17 protein-coding genes are annotated in these 18536 nt (G+C 70.5%); 10 read left to right on the forward strand and 7 right to left on the reverse strand.

Features of this window, described 5'->3' with window-relative positions; genetic code table 11:
• Nucleotides 1-21: 21 nt before the first annotated feature.
• The gene (locus EDF53_RS07000; protein WP_123292905.1) at nucleotides 22-1476 is read right to left on the reverse strand and encodes a gamma-aminobutyraldehyde dehydrogenase; all 1455 of its coding nucleotides are present in this window, start codon (nucleotides 1474-1476) and stop codon (nucleotides 22-24) included.
• A 133-nt stretch (nucleotides 1477-1609) separates the two neighbouring features.
• Here EDF53_RS07000 and EDF53_RS07005 point away from each other — a divergent pair, with 133 nt between their 5' ends.
• The 4 genes from EDF53_RS07005 to EDF53_RS07020 are packed head-to-tail and all read left to right on the forward strand — an operon-like array spanning nucleotide 1610 to nucleotide 6235.
• Nucleotides 1610-2092, forward strand: a complete 483-nt coding sequence (locus EDF53_RS07005; RefSeq protein ID WP_035809531.1) for an Lrp/AsnC family transcriptional regulator — start codon at nucleotides 1610-1612, stop codon at nucleotides 2090-2092.
• Entirely contained in the window at nucleotides 2089-3531 is a 1443-nt protein-coding gene (locus EDF53_RS07010; protein WP_123292906.1) for an aspartate aminotransferase family protein, read from the forward strand. Before EDF53_RS07005 ends, EDF53_RS07010 begins: the two co-directional genes overlap by 4 nt.
• A 2-nt stretch (nucleotides 3532-3533) precedes the next feature.
• On the forward strand, nucleotides 3534-4898 hold the full coding sequence (locus EDF53_RS07015) for an FAD-binding oxidoreductase (protein ID WP_123292907.1): 1365 nt from the start codon (nucleotides 3534-3536) through the stop codon (nucleotides 4896-4898).
• Nucleotides 4898-6235, forward strand: coding sequence for an NAD(P)/FAD-dependent oxidoreductase (locus EDF53_RS07020; protein ID WP_123292908.1), 1338 nt, complete (start codon nucleotides 4898-4900; stop codon nucleotides 6233-6235). The genes EDF53_RS07015 and EDF53_RS07020 overlap by 1 nt, the downstream gene beginning before the upstream one ends.
• Nucleotides 6236-6239: 4 nt before the next feature.
• Here EDF53_RS07020 and EDF53_RS07025 read toward each other — a convergent pair whose 3' ends face one another.
• Both EDF53_RS07025 and EDF53_RS07030 read right to left on the reverse strand, forming a co-directional pair.
• Complete coding sequence (locus EDF53_RS07025) at nucleotides 6240-7706, reverse strand: Abi family protein (RefSeq protein ID WP_185020977.1); 1467 nt, start codon at nucleotides 7704-7706, stop codon at nucleotides 6240-6242.
• A 135-nt stretch (nucleotides 7707-7841) separates the two neighbouring features.
• Entirely contained in the window at nucleotides 7842-8294 is a 453-nt protein-coding gene (locus tag EDF53_RS07030) for a hypothetical protein (protein WP_123292910.1), read from the reverse strand.
• Nucleotides 8295-8453: 159 nt separating this feature from the next.
• Here EDF53_RS07030 and EDF53_RS07035 point away from each other — a divergent pair, with 159 nt between their 5' ends.
• Nucleotides 8454-9107 carry a DUF1345 domain-containing protein gene (locus EDF53_RS07035; protein ID WP_123293386.1) on the forward strand — a complete coding sequence of 218 codons (654 nt, stop codon included), beginning with the start codon at nucleotides 8454-8456 and terminating at the stop codon, nucleotides 9105-9107.
• On the opposite strand, the gene EDF53_RS07040 is transcribed toward EDF53_RS07035, so the two are convergent.
• Complete coding sequence (locus tag EDF53_RS07040; protein WP_123292911.1) at nucleotides 9100-10020, reverse strand: SDR family oxidoreductase; 921 nt, start codon at nucleotides 10018-10020, stop codon at nucleotides 9100-9102. The two genes, EDF53_RS07035 and EDF53_RS07040, sit on opposite strands and share 8 nt — an antisense overlap.
• 124 nt (nucleotides 10021-10144) lie before the next feature.
• Here EDF53_RS07040 and EDF53_RS07045 point away from each other — a divergent pair, with 124 nt between their 5' ends.
• Nucleotides 10145-10987, forward strand: coding sequence for a helix-turn-helix transcriptional regulator (locus tag EDF53_RS07045; RefSeq protein ID WP_123292912.1), 843 nt, complete (start codon nucleotides 10145-10147; stop codon nucleotides 10985-10987).
• Between the two features lie 11 nt (nucleotides 10988-10998).
• Here EDF53_RS07045 and EDF53_RS07050 read toward each other — a convergent pair whose 3' ends face one another.
• Together EDF53_RS07050 and EDF53_RS07055 are read right to left on the reverse strand one after the other, a co-directional pair.
• Nucleotides 10999-11817, reverse strand: coding sequence for an SDR family oxidoreductase (locus EDF53_RS07050; RefSeq protein WP_123292913.1), 819 nt, complete (start codon nucleotides 11815-11817; stop codon nucleotides 10999-11001).
• A 106-nt stretch (nucleotides 11818-11923) separates the two neighbouring features.
• Nucleotides 11924-12364, reverse strand: a complete 441-nt coding sequence (locus EDF53_RS07055) for a VOC family protein (protein WP_123292914.1) — start codon at nucleotides 12362-12364, stop codon at nucleotides 11924-11926.
• A 251-nt stretch (nucleotides 12365-12615) separates the two neighbouring features.
• On the opposite strand from EDF53_RS07055, the gene EDF53_RS07060 reads away from it, so the two are divergent.
• The 4 genes from EDF53_RS07060 to EDF53_RS07075 all read left to right on the forward strand — a co-directional run bounded on the left by EDF53_RS07060 (nucleotide 12616) and on the right by EDF53_RS07075 (nucleotide 17708).
• Nucleotides 12616-13650 (forward strand): nitrilase-related carbon-nitrogen hydrolase, encoded by a 1035-nt coding sequence (locus EDF53_RS07060; protein ID WP_123292915.1) that lies wholly within the window; start codon nucleotides 12616-12618, stop codon nucleotides 13648-13650.
• Nucleotides 13647-14741 (forward strand): agmatine/peptidylarginine deiminase, encoded by a 1095-nt coding sequence (locus tag EDF53_RS07065; RefSeq protein WP_123292916.1) that lies wholly within the window; start codon nucleotides 13647-13649, stop codon nucleotides 14739-14741. The genes EDF53_RS07060 and EDF53_RS07065 overlap by 4 nt, the downstream gene beginning before the upstream one ends.
• Nucleotides 14742-14902: 161 nt before the next feature.
• Nucleotides 14903-16324: an APC family permease gene (locus tag EDF53_RS07070; protein ID WP_123292917.1), complete on the forward strand. Its 1422-nt coding sequence runs from the start codon at nucleotides 14903-14905 to the stop codon at nucleotides 16322-16324.
• Nucleotides 16325-16343: 19 nt separating this feature from the next.
• Nucleotides 16344-17708: an NAD-dependent succinate-semialdehyde dehydrogenase gene (locus tag EDF53_RS07075; protein ID WP_123292918.1), complete on the forward strand. Its 1365-nt coding sequence runs from the start codon at nucleotides 16344-16346 to the stop codon at nucleotides 17706-17708.
• A gap of 85 nt (nucleotides 17709-17793) precedes the next feature.
• Here EDF53_RS07075 and EDF53_RS07080 read toward each other — a convergent pair whose 3' ends face one another.
• Complete coding sequence (locus EDF53_RS07080) at nucleotides 17794-18528, reverse strand: SDR family NAD(P)-dependent oxidoreductase (protein WP_123292919.1); 735 nt, start codon at nucleotides 18526-18528, stop codon at nucleotides 17794-17796.
• Nucleotides 18529-18536 lie beyond the last annotated feature (8 nt).

The following is an 18536-nucleotide window of genomic DNA, read 5'->3' on the forward strand; positions in this document are numbered from 1 at the left end:
GCTGCTTCGGAAGGATCGGGGTCAGCCGATGTAGGACATGACGTGCTTGATGCGGGTGTAGTCGTCGAACCCGTACTGGGACAGGTCCTTGCCGTAGCCGGAGTGCTTGAAGCCGCCGTGCGGCATCTCGGCGACGATCGGGATGTGGGTGTTGATCCACACGCACCCGAAGTCCAGGTCACGGGCGAAGCGCATCGCCCGCGAGTGGTCGGTCGTCCACACCGAGCTCGCGAGCCCGTACTCGACGTCGTTCGCGGCGCGCAGTGCGTCGTCCTCGGTCGTGAAGCGCTGCACGGTCTGCACGGGGCCGAAGACCTCCTGCTGCACGATGCGGTCGGTCTGGCGCAGGCCGGACACGATCGTGGCCTGGTGGAAGTAGCCGACGTCGCCCTGCCGCCCGCCGCCGAGCTCGATCGTGGCGTGGTCGGGGAGGGTGTCGACGAAGGACCGGACCTGGGCGAGCTGGTTCGCGTTGTTCACCGGGCCGAAGTACGGGGTGGCCGTGTCGGCGCCGGTGGTCGCGGTCGCACGTGCTTCCTCGGCGAGGGCCGCCACGAACTCGTCGTGGATGCCGTCCTGCACGAGCACCCGGGTGGCGGCGGTGCAGTCCTGCCCGGCGTTGAAGAACCCCGCGGCGACGATGCCGGCGACGGCGGACGGGATGTCGGCGTCGTCGAACACGATCACCGGGGCCTTGCCGCCGAGCTCGAGGTGGGTGCGCTTCAGGTCCCCGGCGGCGGCGCGGGCGACCTCCGTGCCGGCGCGGACGGACCCGGTGATGGACACGAGCTGTGGAGTGGGGTGGTCGATCATCGCGGCGCCGGTGGTGCGGTCGCCGACGACGACGTTGAGCACGCCGGGCGGCAGGAACTCGGCGGCGACCTCGGCGAGCAGCAGGGTGGAGAGCGGGGTGGTGTCGCTCGGCTTGAGCACGGTGGTGTTCCCCGCGGCGAGCGCCGGGGCGAACTTCCACACCGCCATGTTGAGCGGGTAGTTCCACGGGGTGACCTGGGCGACGACGCCGATGGGCTCGCGCCGGACGAACGAGGTGTGGTCGGCCATGTACTCGCCGGCGCTGCGGCCCTCGAGGTTGCGGGCGGCTCCGGCGAAGAAGCGGATCTGGTCGACGGACAGCAGGATCTCGTCCTCGACCAGGGTGGCCCGGGGCTTGCCGGTGTCGAGGGACTCGAGGTCGGCGAACTCCGATGCCCGCTGCTCCATGGCGTCCGCGATCCGGAACAGCGCGAGCTGCCGTTCGCCGGGGGTCGTGCGGCGCCAGGTCGCGAAGGCGGTGCTCGCGCTGGTGAAGGCCGCGTCGACGTCGGCGGCCGTGGACACGGGGGACGTGCCGTAGACCTGCTCGGTGGTGGGGTCGACCAGGTCGAACCGGGTGTCCGCGCCCGACTCGACGAACGACCCACCGACGAAGTTGCGCACCTCGTGCGTCGTGGTCACCGTTTCCGTCGTGTCCAGCATGGCGGTGATCCTGACACGGATTCCGGCGGCGCGGAAGACGGATTCGGAGGTTGTGGAGAACCGTAACAACGGAAATCGTCGCGAAACACGGTGTTCACAACGGAATCCCTTGCGCGCTCCGAGCCTCGCTGCCATGCTGTCCGGCATGGCGGCAGCACCACGACGTCCGGGACCGATCGACGACACCTCGAAGCGGATCATCGAACAACTCCAGGCGGACGGCCGCCGTCCGTACGGCGAGATCGGCAAGGCCGTCGGTCTCAGCGAGGCGGCGGTCCGGCAACGAGTCCAGAAGCTCACCGAGACCGGCGTCATGCAGATCGTCGCAGTCACCGACCCGATGCAGCTCGGCTTCCACCGGCAGGCGATGATCGGCATCCGGGTCAGCGGCGACACCCGAACAGTCGCCGATGCCCTCGAACAGCTGCCGGCGGTCGACTACCTCGTCATGACCGCCGGCAGCTTCGACCTGATGGTCGAGGTCGTCTGCGAGGACGACGACGACCTGATCGAACTGCTCAACGGCACGATCCGGGCCATCCCGGGCGTCGCCGGCACCGAGACCTTCGTCTACCTGCAACTCCGCAAACAGCTCTACGACTGGGGAACGCGATGACCATCTCAGACCAGACGACCGGACAGCCCACGCGGCTCCACTCCTACGACCCGTTCGCCCCGGTCGACGACGCCGACCTGCAGCGGAAGTCCCGGGACCATCTGTGGATGCACTTCGCCCGGCACGGTGCGAACCAGGCCGGTGCCGACGTGCCGATCATGGTGCGCGGCGAGGGCCACCACGTCTACGACAGCCACGGCAAGGGCTACATCGACGGGCTCTCCGGCCTGTTCGTCGTCGCCGCCGGCCACGGGCGGAAGCGCCTGGCCGAGATGGCCGCGAAGCAGGCGGAGACGCTGAGCTTCTTCCCGATCTGGTCCTACGCGCACCCGGCGGCCATCGAGCTCGCCGACCGCCTGGCCGAGCACGCCCCCGGTGACCTCAACAAGGTCTTCTACTCGACCGGTGGCGGCGAAGCGGTGGAGACCGCCTTCAAGCTCGCGAAGTACTACTGGAAGCTCCAGGGCAAGCCCATGAAGCACAAGGTCATCTCGCGCGCGGTCGCCTACCACGGCACCCCGCAGGGTGCCCTGGCGATCACCGGCATCCCGGCGATGAAGCAGATGTTCGAGCCCCTGACGCCCGGTGGCTTCCGGGTGCCGAACACGAACTACTACCGCGCCGAGGAGATGGGCTTCCCGGGCGGCACCGAGGAGCAGTTCGGCTTCTGGGCGGCCGAACGCATCCGCGAGATGATCGAGTTCGAGGGCCCCGACACCGTCGCGGCGGTGTTCCTCGAGCCGGTGCAGAACTCCGGCGGCTGCTTCACCCCGCCGCCCGGGTACTTCCAGCGGGTGCGCGAGATCTGTGACGAGTACGACGTCCTGCTCGTCTCCGACGAGGTGATCTGCGCCTTCGGCCGGATCGGCACCATGTTCGCCTGCGACACCTACGACTTCGTGCCGGACATGATCACGTGCGCGAAGGCGATGACCTCGGGCTACTCCCCCATCGGCGCGACCATCATCAGCGACAAGCTCTTCGAGCCGTTCTCCAAGGGCGACACGACCTTCTACCACGGGTACACGTTCGGCGGGCACCCGGTGTCGGCCGCCGTCGCGATGGAGAACCTCGACATCTTCGAGGAAGAGGGCCTGCTCGCGAACGTGCGGCAGAACGCCCCGCTGTTCAAGGCCGAGCTCGACACCCTGAAGGACCTGCCGATCGTCGGTGACGTCCGCGGTGACGGCTACTTCTACGGCATCGAGCTCGTCAAGGACAAGGCCACCAAGACGACCTTCGACGACGACGAGTCCGAGCGGCTGCTGCGCGGGTTCCTGTCGAAGGCGCTGTTCGACGCCGGCCTGTACTGCCGGGCCGACGACCGTGGCGACCCGGTCGTGCAGCTCGCTCCGCCGCTGACCATCGGGCAGCCGGAGTTCCGCGAGATCACCTCGATCCTGCGGAGCGTCCTGTCCGAGGCCTCGTCGAAGATCTGACCGTGAGCGGCTACCGGGGCGTCTCGTTCTGGCTCGACCAGCTCGCGTCCACCGGACGCGACGACCTGGCGCCCCGGCCGCCGCTCGACGGCGACACGACCGCGGACGTCGCGATCGTCGGCGGTGGACTGACGGGTCTCTGGACGGCCTGGTACCTGCACCAGGCCGACCCGGGCCTCCAGATCGTCGTCCTGGAACGCGAGATCGCCGGGTTCGGCGCCTCCGGTCGCAACGGGGGCTGGTGCTCGGCGCTGTTCCCGCGATCCGCCGAGTCCGTCGCGCGCGAGCACGGCCGCGACGCCGCACTCGCGCTGCGCGCAGCGATGCGCGACACCGTTGACGAGGTCGGCCGCGCAGCGGCCGAAGCCGGGGTCGACTGCGACTACGTGAAGGGCGGCACCGTCCTCTACGCGCGCTCCGCCGTGCAGGAACGCGCGGCGCACGACGAGGTCGCCTCGTCGGCCGAGTGGGGCGACGCCATGACCTGGCGCGCGGCACGGCCCGGCGACGCCGCCGGATCGGCGGGGGTCGCGTGGACCCCGGACTGCGCGCGGGTGCAGCCCGCAGCACTGGTGCGTGGCCTGGCGGCTGCCCTGGAGGCCCGGGGCGTCCGGATCGCGGAGCACACGCCCGCCTCGTCGTGGGACCACGGGCGTGTGGTCACGTCGCGGGGGACCGTCACGGCCGGCGCGGTCGTCATCGCGGTCGAGGGGTACGGCGCACAGCTCGAACAGACGAAGCGGCGGATCCTGCCGCTCTACTCGCTCATGATCGCGACCGCTCCGCTGCCCGCGGCGGTGTGGGACCGCATCGGCCTGGAGCACGGGCAGACGTTTTCCGACTACCGGCACCTGCTCGTGTACGGGCAGCGCACGGCGGACGACCGACTGGCGTTCGGCGGACGCGGAGCCCGCTACCACTGGGGGTCCGCGATCACCCCCGGCTACGACCGGGTGCCACGCGTCTTCGAGCACCTGCGGAAGTCCCTGGTGGAGTTGTTCCCCGCCGTCACCGACGCCCCGATCACCCACACGTGGGGCGGCCCGCTCGGGGTGCCGCGCGACTGGTGCGCGTCCGTCACCTGGGACGGGCACGTCGGCACCGCCGGCGGCTACGTCGGTGACGGACTCTCCACGACGAACCTGGCCGGGCGGACGCTCGCCGACCTCGTGCGTGGGGTCGCGTCGCCGCTCACCGCACTGCCGTGGGTGAACCACCGCTCGCCCGACTGGGAGCCCGAGCCGCTCCGGTTCCTCGGGGCGAACGCCGGACTCGTGGCGACCGACCTGGCCGACCGCGAAGAAGCCCTGACCGGACGGCCGAGCCTGGCGGCGCGGCTGATGGCACCCCTGACAGGAGGCCACTGATGGCTGCACTCGATGCCGACGTCGTCGTGGTGGGGGCCGGGGTCGCCGGGCTCGCCGCTGCCCGGGCGCTCGCCCTCGACGGCCAGCGGGTCGTCGTGCTCGAGGCCCGCGACCGGGTCGGCGGCCGCACCTGGACCGACACCGCGCTCGGCGTGCCCGTCGACCTCGGCGCCTCGTGGATCCACGGCGTCGACAACAACCCGCTCTGGGCCCTGGCGCCCCGGTTCGGCATCGAGACCGTCGAGTTCACCGTCGGGAGCTTCCAGTTCGACGGCCGGCCGATCGCGTGGCACGGCCCCTCCGGCGCGCCGCTGTCCGAGGCCTCGGCCTCGGCGTTCGTCGCGGACCTGCACACCGTCGACGCCGCCCTGGACACCGTCGTCGCACACGCTCCACCGCCCTCGACGTACGCGGCCGCCGTCGACACCGTGCTGCGGTCCCTGCAGTGGCAGGGCGACCGGGCCGCGCGGGTCCGCGAGTACATGGCGCACCGCTCCGAGGACCTCTGCGGCGCACCCGTGACCGTCCTCGACGCCCGCGGCCTCGAAGAGGAACACGTCCCCGGCGACGAGGTGGTCTTCCCCGGCGGCTACGCGCAGTACGCCGCCGCCCTGGCCGAGGGGCTCGACGTCCGGCTGTCCGCGGTCGTGCGGTCGGTGACGCAGTCCGCGACGGGTGTCGTGGTCGGACTCGCGGACGGTTCGTCGGTCACGGCGGACGACGTCGTCGTGACCGTCCCGCTCGGGGTGCTGCAGGCCGGCGACGTGACCTTCGACCCACCGCTCGCCGAGACGGTCACCGGTGCGATGGGCCGACTCGGGATGGGCGTCTACGACAAGGTGTTCCTGCGGTTCCCGGAGCGGTTCTGGGGCGAGTCGTGGGTGGTCCGCCAGCAGGGGTCGGCCGGTGTCGACTGGCACTCCTGGTACGACATGTCCCGCGTGACCGGAGCGCCCGTGCTGGCCGCCCTGGTCGGCGGGACCGGGGCCCGGCGCCTCGAGACCCTGCCGGACGCCATGATCGTGGAAGAGGGCATCGGCGGCCTGCGGCGGATGTTCGGCCCGTCGGTCCCCGAACCCGAGGCGTTCCGCATCACCCGGTGGGCCGACGACCCGTTCGCACGCGGCTCCTACTCGTACCTGCACGTCGGGGCGTCACCGGACGACCACGACCTGCTCGGCGCGCCGTCCGGCCGGGTGCAGCTCGCCGGCGAGGCCACGTGGGGCGACGACCCGGCGACCGTGCACGGCGCGCTGCTGTCCGGACTGCGGGCGGCCGGGCGGTTGCTCGGCTCCGAGGTCGAGCCGCTCGTGCTCGCGACGCCCGTCAGGGGCTGATCTGTCAGCCGAGGAGGTCAGTCTCCGGCAGCGGGGGCAGCAACGAGTCGAGCAGCGCGTTCGTCAACGACCCGGCTTCCAGCGCACGGCGTGGGGAGTCGGAGCCGAGCACAGCCTGCTGCACGCTCCACCACTGCAGGGCATCCCACCGCTGCTGCTCTGTCCCGTCGCCACCCTGCAACAGGCGGCGGTTGGCGTTGATGACGACGGGGAAGAGGTCACCAGTCTCGTCGTTGAACTGGAATGCGGGGTACCGGTGCGCCTGCGCGCCCGGCACTGCGAGTACGGCACCCTGCTTCCGGTAGTAGCCGAGCCGGCTCCGCTGCTTCGATTGAGACTCCTTGTGCCAGAGCCGAGCTGCCGCATCGACTGGGTACAGCAAGTCGATCCCTCGCAGAGCTTCTGCCCGCTCGAGTAGGACGCGGTCTCTCGCGTAGTCGGGCTGCCACACTCGTTCGGCTTCCCACCCCTGCGGGAATCCCATTCCACGCAACTTCTCGGCGCTGTCACCGGCGAACGACTCGATCAGGTCACGGAGCCCATCGCGTGTCTCGTTCGAGCCGTCGATGCGCACGAGGAAGTACGCGAGGACGACGAGTGTGCCGTAGACACGGCTCGACGGACGCGAGACCGGCGTCGTCCCGCTGATCTCGTCTGCCTGCTCTCGGAGGTGAGCCAGCTCAGGAGCGCCCTCAGGCACGGCGAGGGGAGCGGTCAGGTTCCGGTTCCACAACCGGGCATGGTGCGCCGCGGTGTTGCGGACCTGTCGCAGGTGCTCGAGCCAGTTGCTCAGGGCAGCTGCGTCCCCGTTGCCGTCGGGGAGGTACAGGTCGAAGTCGATTGCGATCTGTTGTCGGTGCCGCTGGCTCATACCGCCGAACAGCCTGTTGAGCGTGCCGAAGGACATGACCTCCGTTGCCGCCCAAACCGGCAACGGTCTCCCGTAGGTAGCCTCGAAGTGCGGCATGAAAGTCTCGTTCGACAGCTCCTCGGCGCGAGCCTGCTTCCGAAGCCACGACTGGTGGTCGCTTTCAATGTGATCGCAGGCGCTCGTACAGTTCGGCCCGCTGCAACTGCGGTTCCTCGATCGAGTCCAATCTGAGCTCAACGCTGAAGGATCGGTATGGGTGAACGGTCCCGTTCGTCCCAGGAGGTGCCCGATCCGAAATCGGAGAGCGACCTCGACCCGTGACAGCGCGAGGAGAACCGCGGCTCGCAGCGCTTCATCGAACCGATAGCTCGCGATGACGTCGGCCAGACTCGAGCCTGCAACGAAGTCGGACGGGCGCGCCTCATCCTCTGCGCTTGCAGGAACGCGAAAGGGATACCAGTACCCGGAGAGTCGGTAGTACCCGATCGACGCCAGGGCGTTGAGCGCGGTCGTCTTGTCTCCGATCTGAAGACCGCGTCGCTCGATGAGCTCCAGCTGGTCCTCGACGGACAGGAACGGCTTCGCGTAGGTGCTCGTCACACCGTCATCGTAAAGAAAACTGGCCGCCTCCCCTTGTCGGGAATGACGGCCAGTCGTGATGCCGCAACGATACCCCGACGGCCCGCCATTGTCACCCCCTCAGGCGACGTCGTGCTGCACCGCGGTGGGAACCCTTCAGTCGAACGCGGGGGTGTCGACCGAGCACGTCACGGGCTCACCCGCGGCCGCGGTCTCCGTGGCGATCTCGCGCTTGCCGTCGAGCAGGATCCGGCAGGTCGCCGTCGCGCCCCGCGCCGGGGTCGCCCGGACCGAGGCGCGCTGCTCGGCGAGGACGATCGACTCGTGCTTCCAGGTACCCGTCTCCTGCGAACCCGTCTTCTGCGTGCCCGTCTCCTGCGTGCCGAGCCGGTGCACCTCCGGGGCGTCGCCGCGCTTCTCGGCACCCTCGACGCGGACGTCGGTCAGTTCCGACCCGGCCGGCCCGTCGACCTGCACCTGGTACGTGACGGCCCAGGCGTCGCCGGTCTGCTGCTGGATGAAGGAGCAGCCGGTCGCGGTGAGGGCCAGGCCCCCGGCGAGGACGGCTGCTGCCACGAGACGGACGGGGCGGTGGATGCGTTCGGTCATGGCTCCAGCCTCGACCGGTGGCGATCCGGTGTCGTCCGCCGCTCGGTGCGCCGTCGTGCACCTCCGGGGCGACCCCGCGTCCGTCGAGCGGTGGACACGACGGACCGACGCGCCGCCGCGGGTCACCTCCGCGCCCGGCCGGTGCGCGACACTCACACCGTGACCCCGACCAGGACCCGCCACCGCCACGAACACCGCGCGCCGGTGGCGATCGCCGTCCTGGTGAACCTCGGGCTCAGCCTGTTCCTGCCGAGCGAGGTGCTGTTCTTCCCGTCGTGGGTGGTCCCGGTCCTCGGCGTCCTGCTGCTGATCCCGCTCGTCGTCTTCAACCCGCGACGACTGACCCGCGAGACGACCTGGTCGCGGTGGGTGTCCTTCTCGTTGGCGATCCTGCTCACCGTCGCGAACCAGCTGACCGTGGTCCGGACGATCGAGGTGCTCCTCGGTGGCCAGGCCGACGGCGGTGCCGTGCTGCTCACCGCCCTGCAGGTGTGGGTGAGCACGATCATCGCGTTCGGGCTCGTGTACTGGGAGCTCGACCGGGGCGGGCCGGTGGCTCGTCGTCGTCCCGAGCTGTGGACGAGTGACGAGGCCGACTTCCAGTTCCCCCAGGAGACCGACCCGAAGACCGCCGCGTGGCGTCCGGTCTACCTCGACTACCTCTACGTCGCGATGACGAACATGGTGGCGTTCAGCCCGACCGACACCATGCCGATGACCGTGCGCGCGAAGATGATCATGGCCTACCAGGCACTCGGCGGGTTCATCCTGCTGGCCCTGGTCATCTCGCGCGCGGTCAACATCATCAGCTGACCAGCGCCTCGGACGCATCCCAGAGCCGTGCGGCGTCCTCGGTCCGTAGCATCGGGGCCCACGGCGCCCGACGTCCGGCCGGGCCCCCGAGCTGCCCGATGCCGCTCGGCCCGGCGAACCCGCCGTCGAGGTCCGGAGCCGTGGCCGCGAGCAGGGCCGGCTCCGCTGCCGTGGCCGGCGTCCCCACGAGCAGCCCACGCGCCGACAGCCACCGGATCACCCGGACCTGCGGGGTGTCGACGCCACGGCCGATCTCGGAGCGGGCGGCGAGCAGGCTCGTCGGGGCGACGCCCGGGTGGCTGACCGCACTCGTAACACCCCACCCGCCGGAGCGACTCCTCCGACCGAGTTCGAGAGCGAAGAGGGCGCACGCGAGCTTCGACTGCGCGTACGCCCGCATGCCGTCGTAGTCCCGCTCGGACTGCAGGTCGTCCCAACGGATCGACGCACGCCGCGCCGCCACGCTCGTCTGCATCACGACCCGGCCCCTCGCTGCGCGGAGCAGGGGCAGCACTCCGCGGACCAGCGCCACGTGGCCGAGGTGGTTCGTGCCGAACTGCAGCTCGAAGCCGTCCTCGGTGGTCCCGCGTTCCGGCGGTGTCATCACGCCGGCGTTCCCCACGAGCACGTCGATCGGCGTGCCGTCGGACCGCAACCGGTCGCCGAGCGCCGCGATCGACGTGAGCGAGGACAGGTCGAGGTCCTCGAGGACGACGGACGCCGCCGGGTGCCGCTCGCTGATCCGAGCCGCCGCCGTCGCCCCCTTGCCGCGGTTCCGCACGGGCATGACGACCTCGGCTCCGGCTCCGGCGAACCGGGCGGCGATCTCCAGACCGATGCCGTCGCTCGCGCCGGTCACCAGGACCCTCCGACCCGTGAGCTCCGGGAGGGGCAGCTGTTCGGTCCGTGCCATGGTTCGCCTCTTTCGTCGTGAACGCCGGGGACGACGCTCAGGACGATGGTCCCCGCCCTCCGCATCCGCAACCACGGCCCGACGATCCGTGGATACGCCGTCGTGTCCGGGAGAGGATGGGGCCGTGATCGACCGAGCATCCCTGGCGGGCTTCCTCCGCGGGCGTCGCGCTGCACTCCAGCCCGAGGACGTCGGCCTCGCGCGCGGGCAACGGCGTCGCACGACCGGACTGCGCCGCGAGGAAGCGGCGCTGCTGAGCAATATGTCCGTCGACTACTACGCGCGATTGGAGCGGGAGCGCGGCCCGCAGCCGTCCGACCAGATGCTCGCGTCCATCGCGCAGCGACTGCGGCTCACGATCGCCGAGCGCGACCACCTCTTCCGCCTCGCCGGACACGAGCCACCAGCGGCCGCCTCCGGAGGGGACCACGTCAGCCCGGGGATGATGCGCATCTTCGACCGGCTGGCCGACAGCCCCGCCGAGATCGTCACCGAGCTGGGCGAGACACTGCAACAGACGCCGCTCGCCGTCGAGCTGACCGGTGATGCGCGCGGCCGCCGGGGCGACGACCGGAGCATCGGCTACCGGTGGTTCGCCGACCCCGGGTCCCGCGACGTGCACCCGATCGAGGACCACGCGTTCCTGTCGCGGATGTACGCCTCGGGGCTCCGGGGCGTCCTCGCACGCCGAGGCCCTGGATCCCGCGCAGCGCGCCTGGCTGAACACCTGCTCGGGACGAGTGCGGAGTTCCGCGACGTCTGGGCACGTCACGAGGTCGGCGTGCGACCCCGTGACGTGAAGCGGTACCGCCACCCGGAGGTCGGCCTGCTCACGCTGCAGTGTCAGGTGCTGAACGACCCCGAGAGTTCCCGGACGCTGTTGGTCCACACCGCGGAGCCCGGCAGCGAGAGCGCGGAGCGGCTCCGGCTGCTGTCCGTGATCGGCGCGACGAGCACGCGGCTCTGAACGCTGGGCCGTCAGGCGCCGTGTGCCTCCTCCGACACCGGCTGCCACTCGCGCCAGGTCGCCAGGCGGGACTCGTAGTCCTGCTCGGCGATGCCGAGCGGCGCCTTGCCGAAGAAGACGCGCAGGGGCGGCTGCTCGGCGTCGACGACCTTCAGGATCGCCGAGCGGGTCGCCTCGGGCTTGCCGGGGTCGGCGGCCGACGGGCGCTTCGACGCGGCCTCGCGGACGTCGGCGTACGCGGCGATCTCGTCGCTCTTCTTCGACGACGGCCCGGACCAGTCGGTCGAGAAGCCGCCCGGCTCGATGAGCGTCACTTGGATGCCGAAGCCGGCGACCTCCTGCGACAGGGACTGCGACAGCCCCTCGAGCGCCCATTTGGACGCGTGGTAGGCGCCGACCGTCGGGAACGCGCTGATCCCGCCGATGCTCGACACCTGGATGACGTGCCCGGAGCCCTGCTCCCGCATGATCGGCAGCGCGGCCTGGGTCACCCAGAGCGCTCCGAACAGGTTCGTCTCGAGCTGGGCGCGGACCTCGTCCTCGGTGAGTTCCTCGACCATGCCGAAGTGGCCGTAGCCGGCGTTGTTCACGACGACGTCGAGCGAGCCGAAGTGCTCCGCCGCGCGCTGCACGGCCGCGAAGTCGGCGGCACGGTCGGTCACGTCGAGCTGCAGTCCGAGGAACGTGTCCGGGTACTGGTCGACGAGTGCTTGCACGTCGTCGGTGTCGCGGGCCGTGCCGGCGACGGAGTCTCCACGTTCGAGGGCGGCTTCCGCCCACTCGCGGCCGAAGCCCTTCGACGCTCCGGTGATGAACCAGGTCTTGCTCATGCTGTCTCCTCCTGAGATCTGACGCGATCAGGCAACGCTCCCCGCTTCCGTGGCACCTGGAGGTCCGGGTGACGGACGCGGCAAGCGGACACCAGCGGACCGCGACTCAGGGTCGAGGTGCCGCGAACTCCAGGTTGACGTCGTCGGGGTCCTGCACGGACAGGATCACCAGGCCGAACGGCGGCAGGTCGGTGACGTCGCCGTGCTCGATGCCGGCGGCGTCCAGCCGCTCGACGGCGGCGTGCAGGTCGTCGACGGACCCGACGCGAAACGACACGTGGTCGAGGCCGACTCGGTCGGGATCGAACCGGTCCTCGGCGGGGGCGACCGGTCGCAGGCCGAGCGTCTGCCCGCAGAACGTGAACGAGCACCCGCCGTAGGTCCGCCACGGGTCGTCGTGGATCGTCGGGTCGTCGATCTGGTCGCTGAAGTCACTGCCGGGCGACATGCCGAACAGCTGCTCGTAGAAGGCCTTGCTCCGGCGGATGTCGGTGACCGTGAGGCGCACGTGCGAGAAGCCGAGCGGCGTGACGATGGGTTCGCTCATCACCCCACCCAACTCTCGAACGTTCCGAGCCCCGGATCCGCCACCGGACGAACAGAAAACCCCCCGGCTGAGCGAGGGGTTCTCGAGGTAAGCACGTCAGTCCAAGCCTGACGCTCGTGACCACAACGGTATGACCTCAGTGCCGCACGGTCAATCCGTCGCCCCCGTCTCGTCAGCCCTGCGCGGCTTGTTCCGGAGTGTGACCGCACACAGCACTTGCGCTCATTGACCATGCGATCAACAATGGCGGGATGGACGTCGTCATCGCTCCCCCGCACCCGTCTCCCCTGCACCAGGACACCGGCACCCCCCGCCGCTCGACCCGCGTCGCCCTCGTGCAGGTGCGTTGGCTCGAAGACCCCGCTGCCCACCGAGCACAACTCGCCGACGGCATCGCCACCGCCGCGGCCAACGGCGCCGCGGCGGTGTTCCTGCCCGAGCTCACCCTGCGCCGCTACCCCGGCGACACTCCGGCCAGTGGTGTCCCGAAGGACCTCGCCGAGTCGCTCGAGGACGGCCCGACGGTCACCTTCACCCGCGCACAGGCGATCGAGCACGGGGTGTTCGTCCACGCCTCGCTGTACGAGCGCCCTGCCGACGACGACCAGCCCGACGACCCCCGCGGCTACAACACCGCCGTCCTCGTCGCCCCCGACGGCACCCTGGTCGGCCGGACCCGCAAGACCCACATCCCGATCAGCGCCGGCTACTACGAGGACACGTACTTCCGCCCGGGCACGGACGACGACGCCTTCCCGGTGTACGAGCCGGCGGGTCTCGGCGCACGCGTCGGACTGCCGACGTGCTGGGACGAGTGGTTCCCCGAGGTGGCCCGGTCCTACGGCCTCGCCGGGTCCGAGGTCCTGGTGTACCCGACGGCGATCGGCTCCGAGCCGACGTTCCCGGACTTCGACACCGCTCCGATCTGGCGGCAGGTCATCGTCGCGAACGGCATCACCGCCGGCCAGTTCATGGTCGTCCCGAACCGCTGGGGCGACGAGGGCGACATCACCTTCTACGGGTCGTCCTTCATCTCGGACCCGTTCGGCCGCGTCCTCGCCGAGGCACCGCGTGACGCCGACGCGGTGCTCGTGGCGGACCTCGACCTCGAAGCCCGGACGGAGTGGCTCCGACTGTTCCCCTTCTACGTGACCCGTCGCCCCGACCTCTACGCGGGGCTCGTCGCCCCGGTCGACGAGGACCGCCACGCGTACGGCGCACGCGATGCGATCGACGCGGCCATCGGGGTGGCGGCGACCGACGCCGGACCGGAGGTGCGCGCATGACGTGGGTGATGCCTCCCGAGACGGCTCCGCAGGAACGCACCTGGATGGCGTTCCCGCGCCCCGGCCTGACGCTCGGTGACGACGCGGCGAGCGCCGAGGCGGCGCGACGGACGTGGGCGACCACCGCCAACACGATCAGCGAGCACCAGCCCGTCACGATCGTCGTGGACCCGGTCGCGCGAGCCGACGCTCGTCGCCTGCTGTCGACCGCGGTCGAGGTGCTCGAAGCGCCCCTCGACGACTTCTGGATGCGCGACATCGGGCCGACGTTCGTCGTCGACGACGTGACCGGCGAGCTCGGCGCCGTGGACTGGGTCTTCAACGGCTGGGGCGCGAACTCCTGGTCGACGTGGACCCGAGACGCCGAGGTCGCCGCCACGGTCGCGGCCTCCGCCGGTGCACGGCGGATCCCGTCGCTGCTCGTGAACGAGGGCGGGGCGATCCACGTCGACGGCACGGGCACGGTCCTGGTGACGGAGACCGTGCAGCTCGATCCGCGACGGAACCCGTACGCCGACCGTGAGCGTGTCGAACTCGAGCTGGCCCGGACGATCGGCGCGACGGACGTGGTCTGGCTGCCCCGCGGCCTGACCCGTGACTACGACGGGTTCGGGACCCGGGGCCACGTCGACATGGTCGCGACGTTCGCGGGCGCGCCGAGCGGCACCAGCGACATCAGCGCCACCACCGCCTCAAGCGCCTCAAGCGCCACCAGCGCGTCCAGCGCCACCACGACGTCCCGCACCGTCCTGCTGCACGCGCAGCCCGACGCCGGCCACCCGGACCACCTGGTGATGCCGCAGATCCGTCGGGCGCTCGAGCAGGCCACGGACGCGACCATCGTCGAACTGCCGGCCCCGTCGACCCTGACCGACGACGACGGCCCGGTCGACTGGAACTACGTCAACCACGTGGTGGTGAACGGCGCCGTGATCGCCTGCGCGTTCGGTGACGCCGTTGCCGACGACCGCGCCCGCGGCATCCTCGCCGACGTGTACCCGGGTCGTCAGGTGCGTTCGATCGACGCTCGTCAGGTCTTCGAGCGCGGCGGCGGGCTGCACTGCATCACGCAGCAACAGCCAGCGGTCTGAGCCATCGCCGCGGTGTACAGCGGCTGCCCGACTCCTGTACACCGCGGCCGGTCCGCCCAGCACTCGCACATCGGTATGTTGCTCCGAACCAGTCCGGGCGACGCTGCCCAGCCCAGCTCCGGCGCTGCCCGTCCCCCGACCCAGCAGGGAAGTCAACGCACATGGCATCACCGACCGCGGTCCCCGCACCGACAGCTCCGGCACCACCTGCGCGCGGCGGTTCCCTGAAGCGGAGCCTCGGACTCTGGGCGATCGTCGGCCTGGGCCTCGGCTACATGACCCCGACGGTGGTGTTCGACACCTTCGGCATCGTCTCCGGGCAGACCGACGGCGCCGTGCCGAGCGCGTACCTGATCGCGCTGGTCATCATGGCCCTGACGGCGATCAGCTACGGGAAGATGGTCCGGGTCTACCCGGCGGCCGGTTCGGCCTACACGTACGTGCGGGAGTCGATGCACCCGAACCTCGGGTTCATGGTCGGCTGGGCGTCCCTGCTCGACTACCTGCTGCTGCCGATGGTGAACGCCCTGATCATCCGGCTCTACCTGGAGCAGGTGTTCCCGGCACTGCCGTCGTGGGTGACGGTCGTCGTCTACACGGTGTTCGTGACGACGGTGATCTGCCTGTCGATGCGTGGCACGTCGAACCTCAACATGGTGCTGCTCATCGGCGCGATCCTGGCGATGATCGCGTTCGTGGTCTTCACCGTCATCGAACTCGTCCACGGTGCCGGCGCCGGCACGATCGCGAGCACCGAGCCGTTCGTGCACGACGGTGTGACGATGTCCGCCCTGCTCACCGGTGCGACGGTGGTCTGCTTCTCGTTCATCGGCTTCGACGCCGTGACGATGTACACGGAAGAGGCGAAGTCGATCCGGATCATGCCGAAGGCGATCATGCTGACGGTGCTGCTCGGCGGCGCGATCTTCCTGGTGTCCGCGTACTTCGCGCAGCTGCGGTTCCCGACGAACACCCCGTTCGGCGAGTTCACCGACGACCCGCTGCCCCAGATCGGCCTGCTCGTCGGTGGCCCGGTGTTCCAGGCGGTCCTGGTGTCGGCCGGGTTCGTCGCCGCGCTGGCGTCGGGGCTCGCGTCGCACGCGAGCGTCGCCCGCATGCTCATGGTGATGGGTCGGAACAACGTCCTGCCGAAGCGGGTGTTCGGCTACGTCAACCCGCGCACGCACACCCCGGTGTTCAACGTGGTCTTCGTCGGCGCGGTCACGCTGCTCGCGATGAGCTTCTCGCTCGACACCATCTCGTCGTACATCAACTTCGGCGCCCTCGTCGCCTTCACCTTCGTCAACGCGAGCGTCATCGTGCACTTCGCCGTCCGGCAGGGCCGCCGCCACACCGCGGGTGACCGGTGGAAGTACATCGTCCTGCCCGGGCTCGCGATGGTCCTGACGGGTGTGCTCTGGTCGCAGCTCCACGCCGACGCACTGATCGCTGGAGGAGTGTGGGCCGCGATCGGCTTCGCCTACCTGCTCGTCATCACGAAGGGCTTCCGGGTGCTGCCGAAGAGCTTCGACGAGAACCAGCCGGTCACCGGCGTCAACAAGCAGCTGACCGACCAGGCCTGACCCACCACGAGAGGACGCCATGTACGCCGTCACCGACCCCACCACGGGCACGACCCTCGAGACGTTCCCGACCATCACCGACGACGAGCTGCGCGCCGCCGTCACCACCGCCCACCAGACCCACGGCGAGTGGGGCCGCACCAGCACCGTCGCCGACCGCGCGGCCCTGCTCCACCGCGTCGCGGACCTGTACCGGGAGCGCCACGCCGACCTCGCCGCCACGATCGTGCGCGAGATGGCGAAGCCGATCGACCAGGCCGAGGGCGAGGTGGACTTCTGCGCCGACATCTACGACTACTACGCCGACCACGCCGAGGAGTTCCTCGCCGACCAGCCGATCACACTGGCCGACGGCTCCGAGGGCAGCGCCTTCATCCGGAAGTCGTCGATCGGCGTCCTGCTCGGCATCATGCCGTGGAACTTCCCCGCCTACCAGATCGCCCGGTTCGCCGGCCCGAACCTGCTCATCGGCAACACGGTCCTGCTCAAGCACGCACCGCAGTGTCCCGAGTCGGCCCTGGCGATCGAGCGGATCTTCCACGACGCCGGGTTCCCCGAGGGCGCGTACACGAACGTCTTCGCGACGAACGACCAGGCCGCAGACGTCATCGCCGACCCGCGCGTGCAGGGCGTCTCGCTGACCGGGTCCGCCCGCGCCGGTGCCGCCGTCGCCGAGATCGCCGGCCGGAACCTCACGAAGGTCGTGCTCGAGCTCGGTGGGTCGGACCCCTTCATCGTGCTGTCCACCGACGACCTCGACTCGGTCGTCGAGTCGGCGGTCACCACTCGCCTCGAGGGCAACGGACAGGTCTGCAACGCCCCGAAGCGCTTCCTGGTCGTGGACGGCCTGTACGACGACTTCCTGGCGAAGTTCACGACGGCCATGTCGGCGGTTTCGCCGACGGACCCGTCCGTGCCCGGTGCCGAGCTCGGCCCGTTGTCGTCCCCGACCGCCGCGGACCGGCTGCAGGAGCAGCTCGCGTCCGCCGTCGCGCAGGGTGCGACCGTCGTCACCGGTGGTGACCGCCAGGGCAACGCCTTCGTGCCGACGATCCTGACCGACGTCACGCCGGACAACGACGCCTACCGCGAGGAGTTCTTCGGCCCCGTCGCCGCCGTGTACCGGGTCGCCGACGAGGACGCCGCCGTCGCACTCGCCAACGACACCCCGTACGGCCTCGGCTCGTACCTGTTCACGACCGACTCCGACCAGGCACTCCGCGTCGCGGATCGGCTCGAGGCCGGCATGGTCTACGTCAACATCGTCGGCGCGGACAGCCCCGAACTGCCGTTCGGCGGCGTCAAGGCGAGCGGCTTCGGCCGCGAGCTCGGCCCCCTGGGGGCCGACGAGTTCGTCAACAAGAAGCTGATCCGCATCGGCTGACGGACGCTCTCGACTCGGCTCCACGACGGACGGGAGGCCCGTGGCGGATCCGCCACGGGCCTCCCGTCCGTCTGGTGGTGCGGTCTCAGACCGCGATCCGCCCGCCGTCGACCGGCAGAACCGCGCCGTGCACGAACGACGCGGCGTCCGACGCCAGGAAGACGATCGCCTCGGCGATCTCGTTCGCGGTCCCCGGTCGTCCAGCGGGGCCACCGGCGGCGAGCGCGTCGAGGCTCTCGCCCATCGCCGCGGTCCCCTCGGTGCGGGTCGGGCCGGGGCTGACCGCGTTCACACGGACCCCGGCCGGCCCGAACTCGGCGGCCCACGACTTGGTCAGCAGGACGAGCGCGGCCTTGCTCGCCCCGTAGAGGCCCATCCCCGCGGTGCCGAACTCCGCGACCATCGTGGTGACGTTCACGATCGCTCCCTCGCCCCGTTCGGCCATGGCGGGTGCGAGTGCGGCGACGAGGAAGTACGGCGCCTTCACGTTGATGTCGAACACCTCGTCGAAACCGTCCGTGCTGGTCTCCGCAGTCGGTCCGAAGGGGAAGACACCGGCGCTGTTCACCAGCACGTCGACGTGGCCGCCGCCGAGTTCGAGCGCTCGGGCGGCCAGGTCCTTCGCGCTCGTCTCGTCGCGGAGCTCCGCCGCGACGAAGTCGGCGGTCCCGCCTGCGCTGCGGATGCCCTGGACGACGGATTCACCGCGATCGGTGCTGCGGCCGGAGACGATGATGTGCATCCCGCGGGCGGCGAGGAGTTCGGCAGTGGCGCGGCCGATGCCGCTGGTGGCGCCGGTGATGAGGGCGGTCTTGGGCATTGTGGAGA

The sequence above is a fragment of the Curtobacterium sp. PhB78 genome (assembly GCF_003751685.1).
Classification (GTDB): domain Bacteria; phylum Actinomycetota; class Actinomycetes; order Actinomycetales; family Microbacteriaceae; genus Curtobacterium.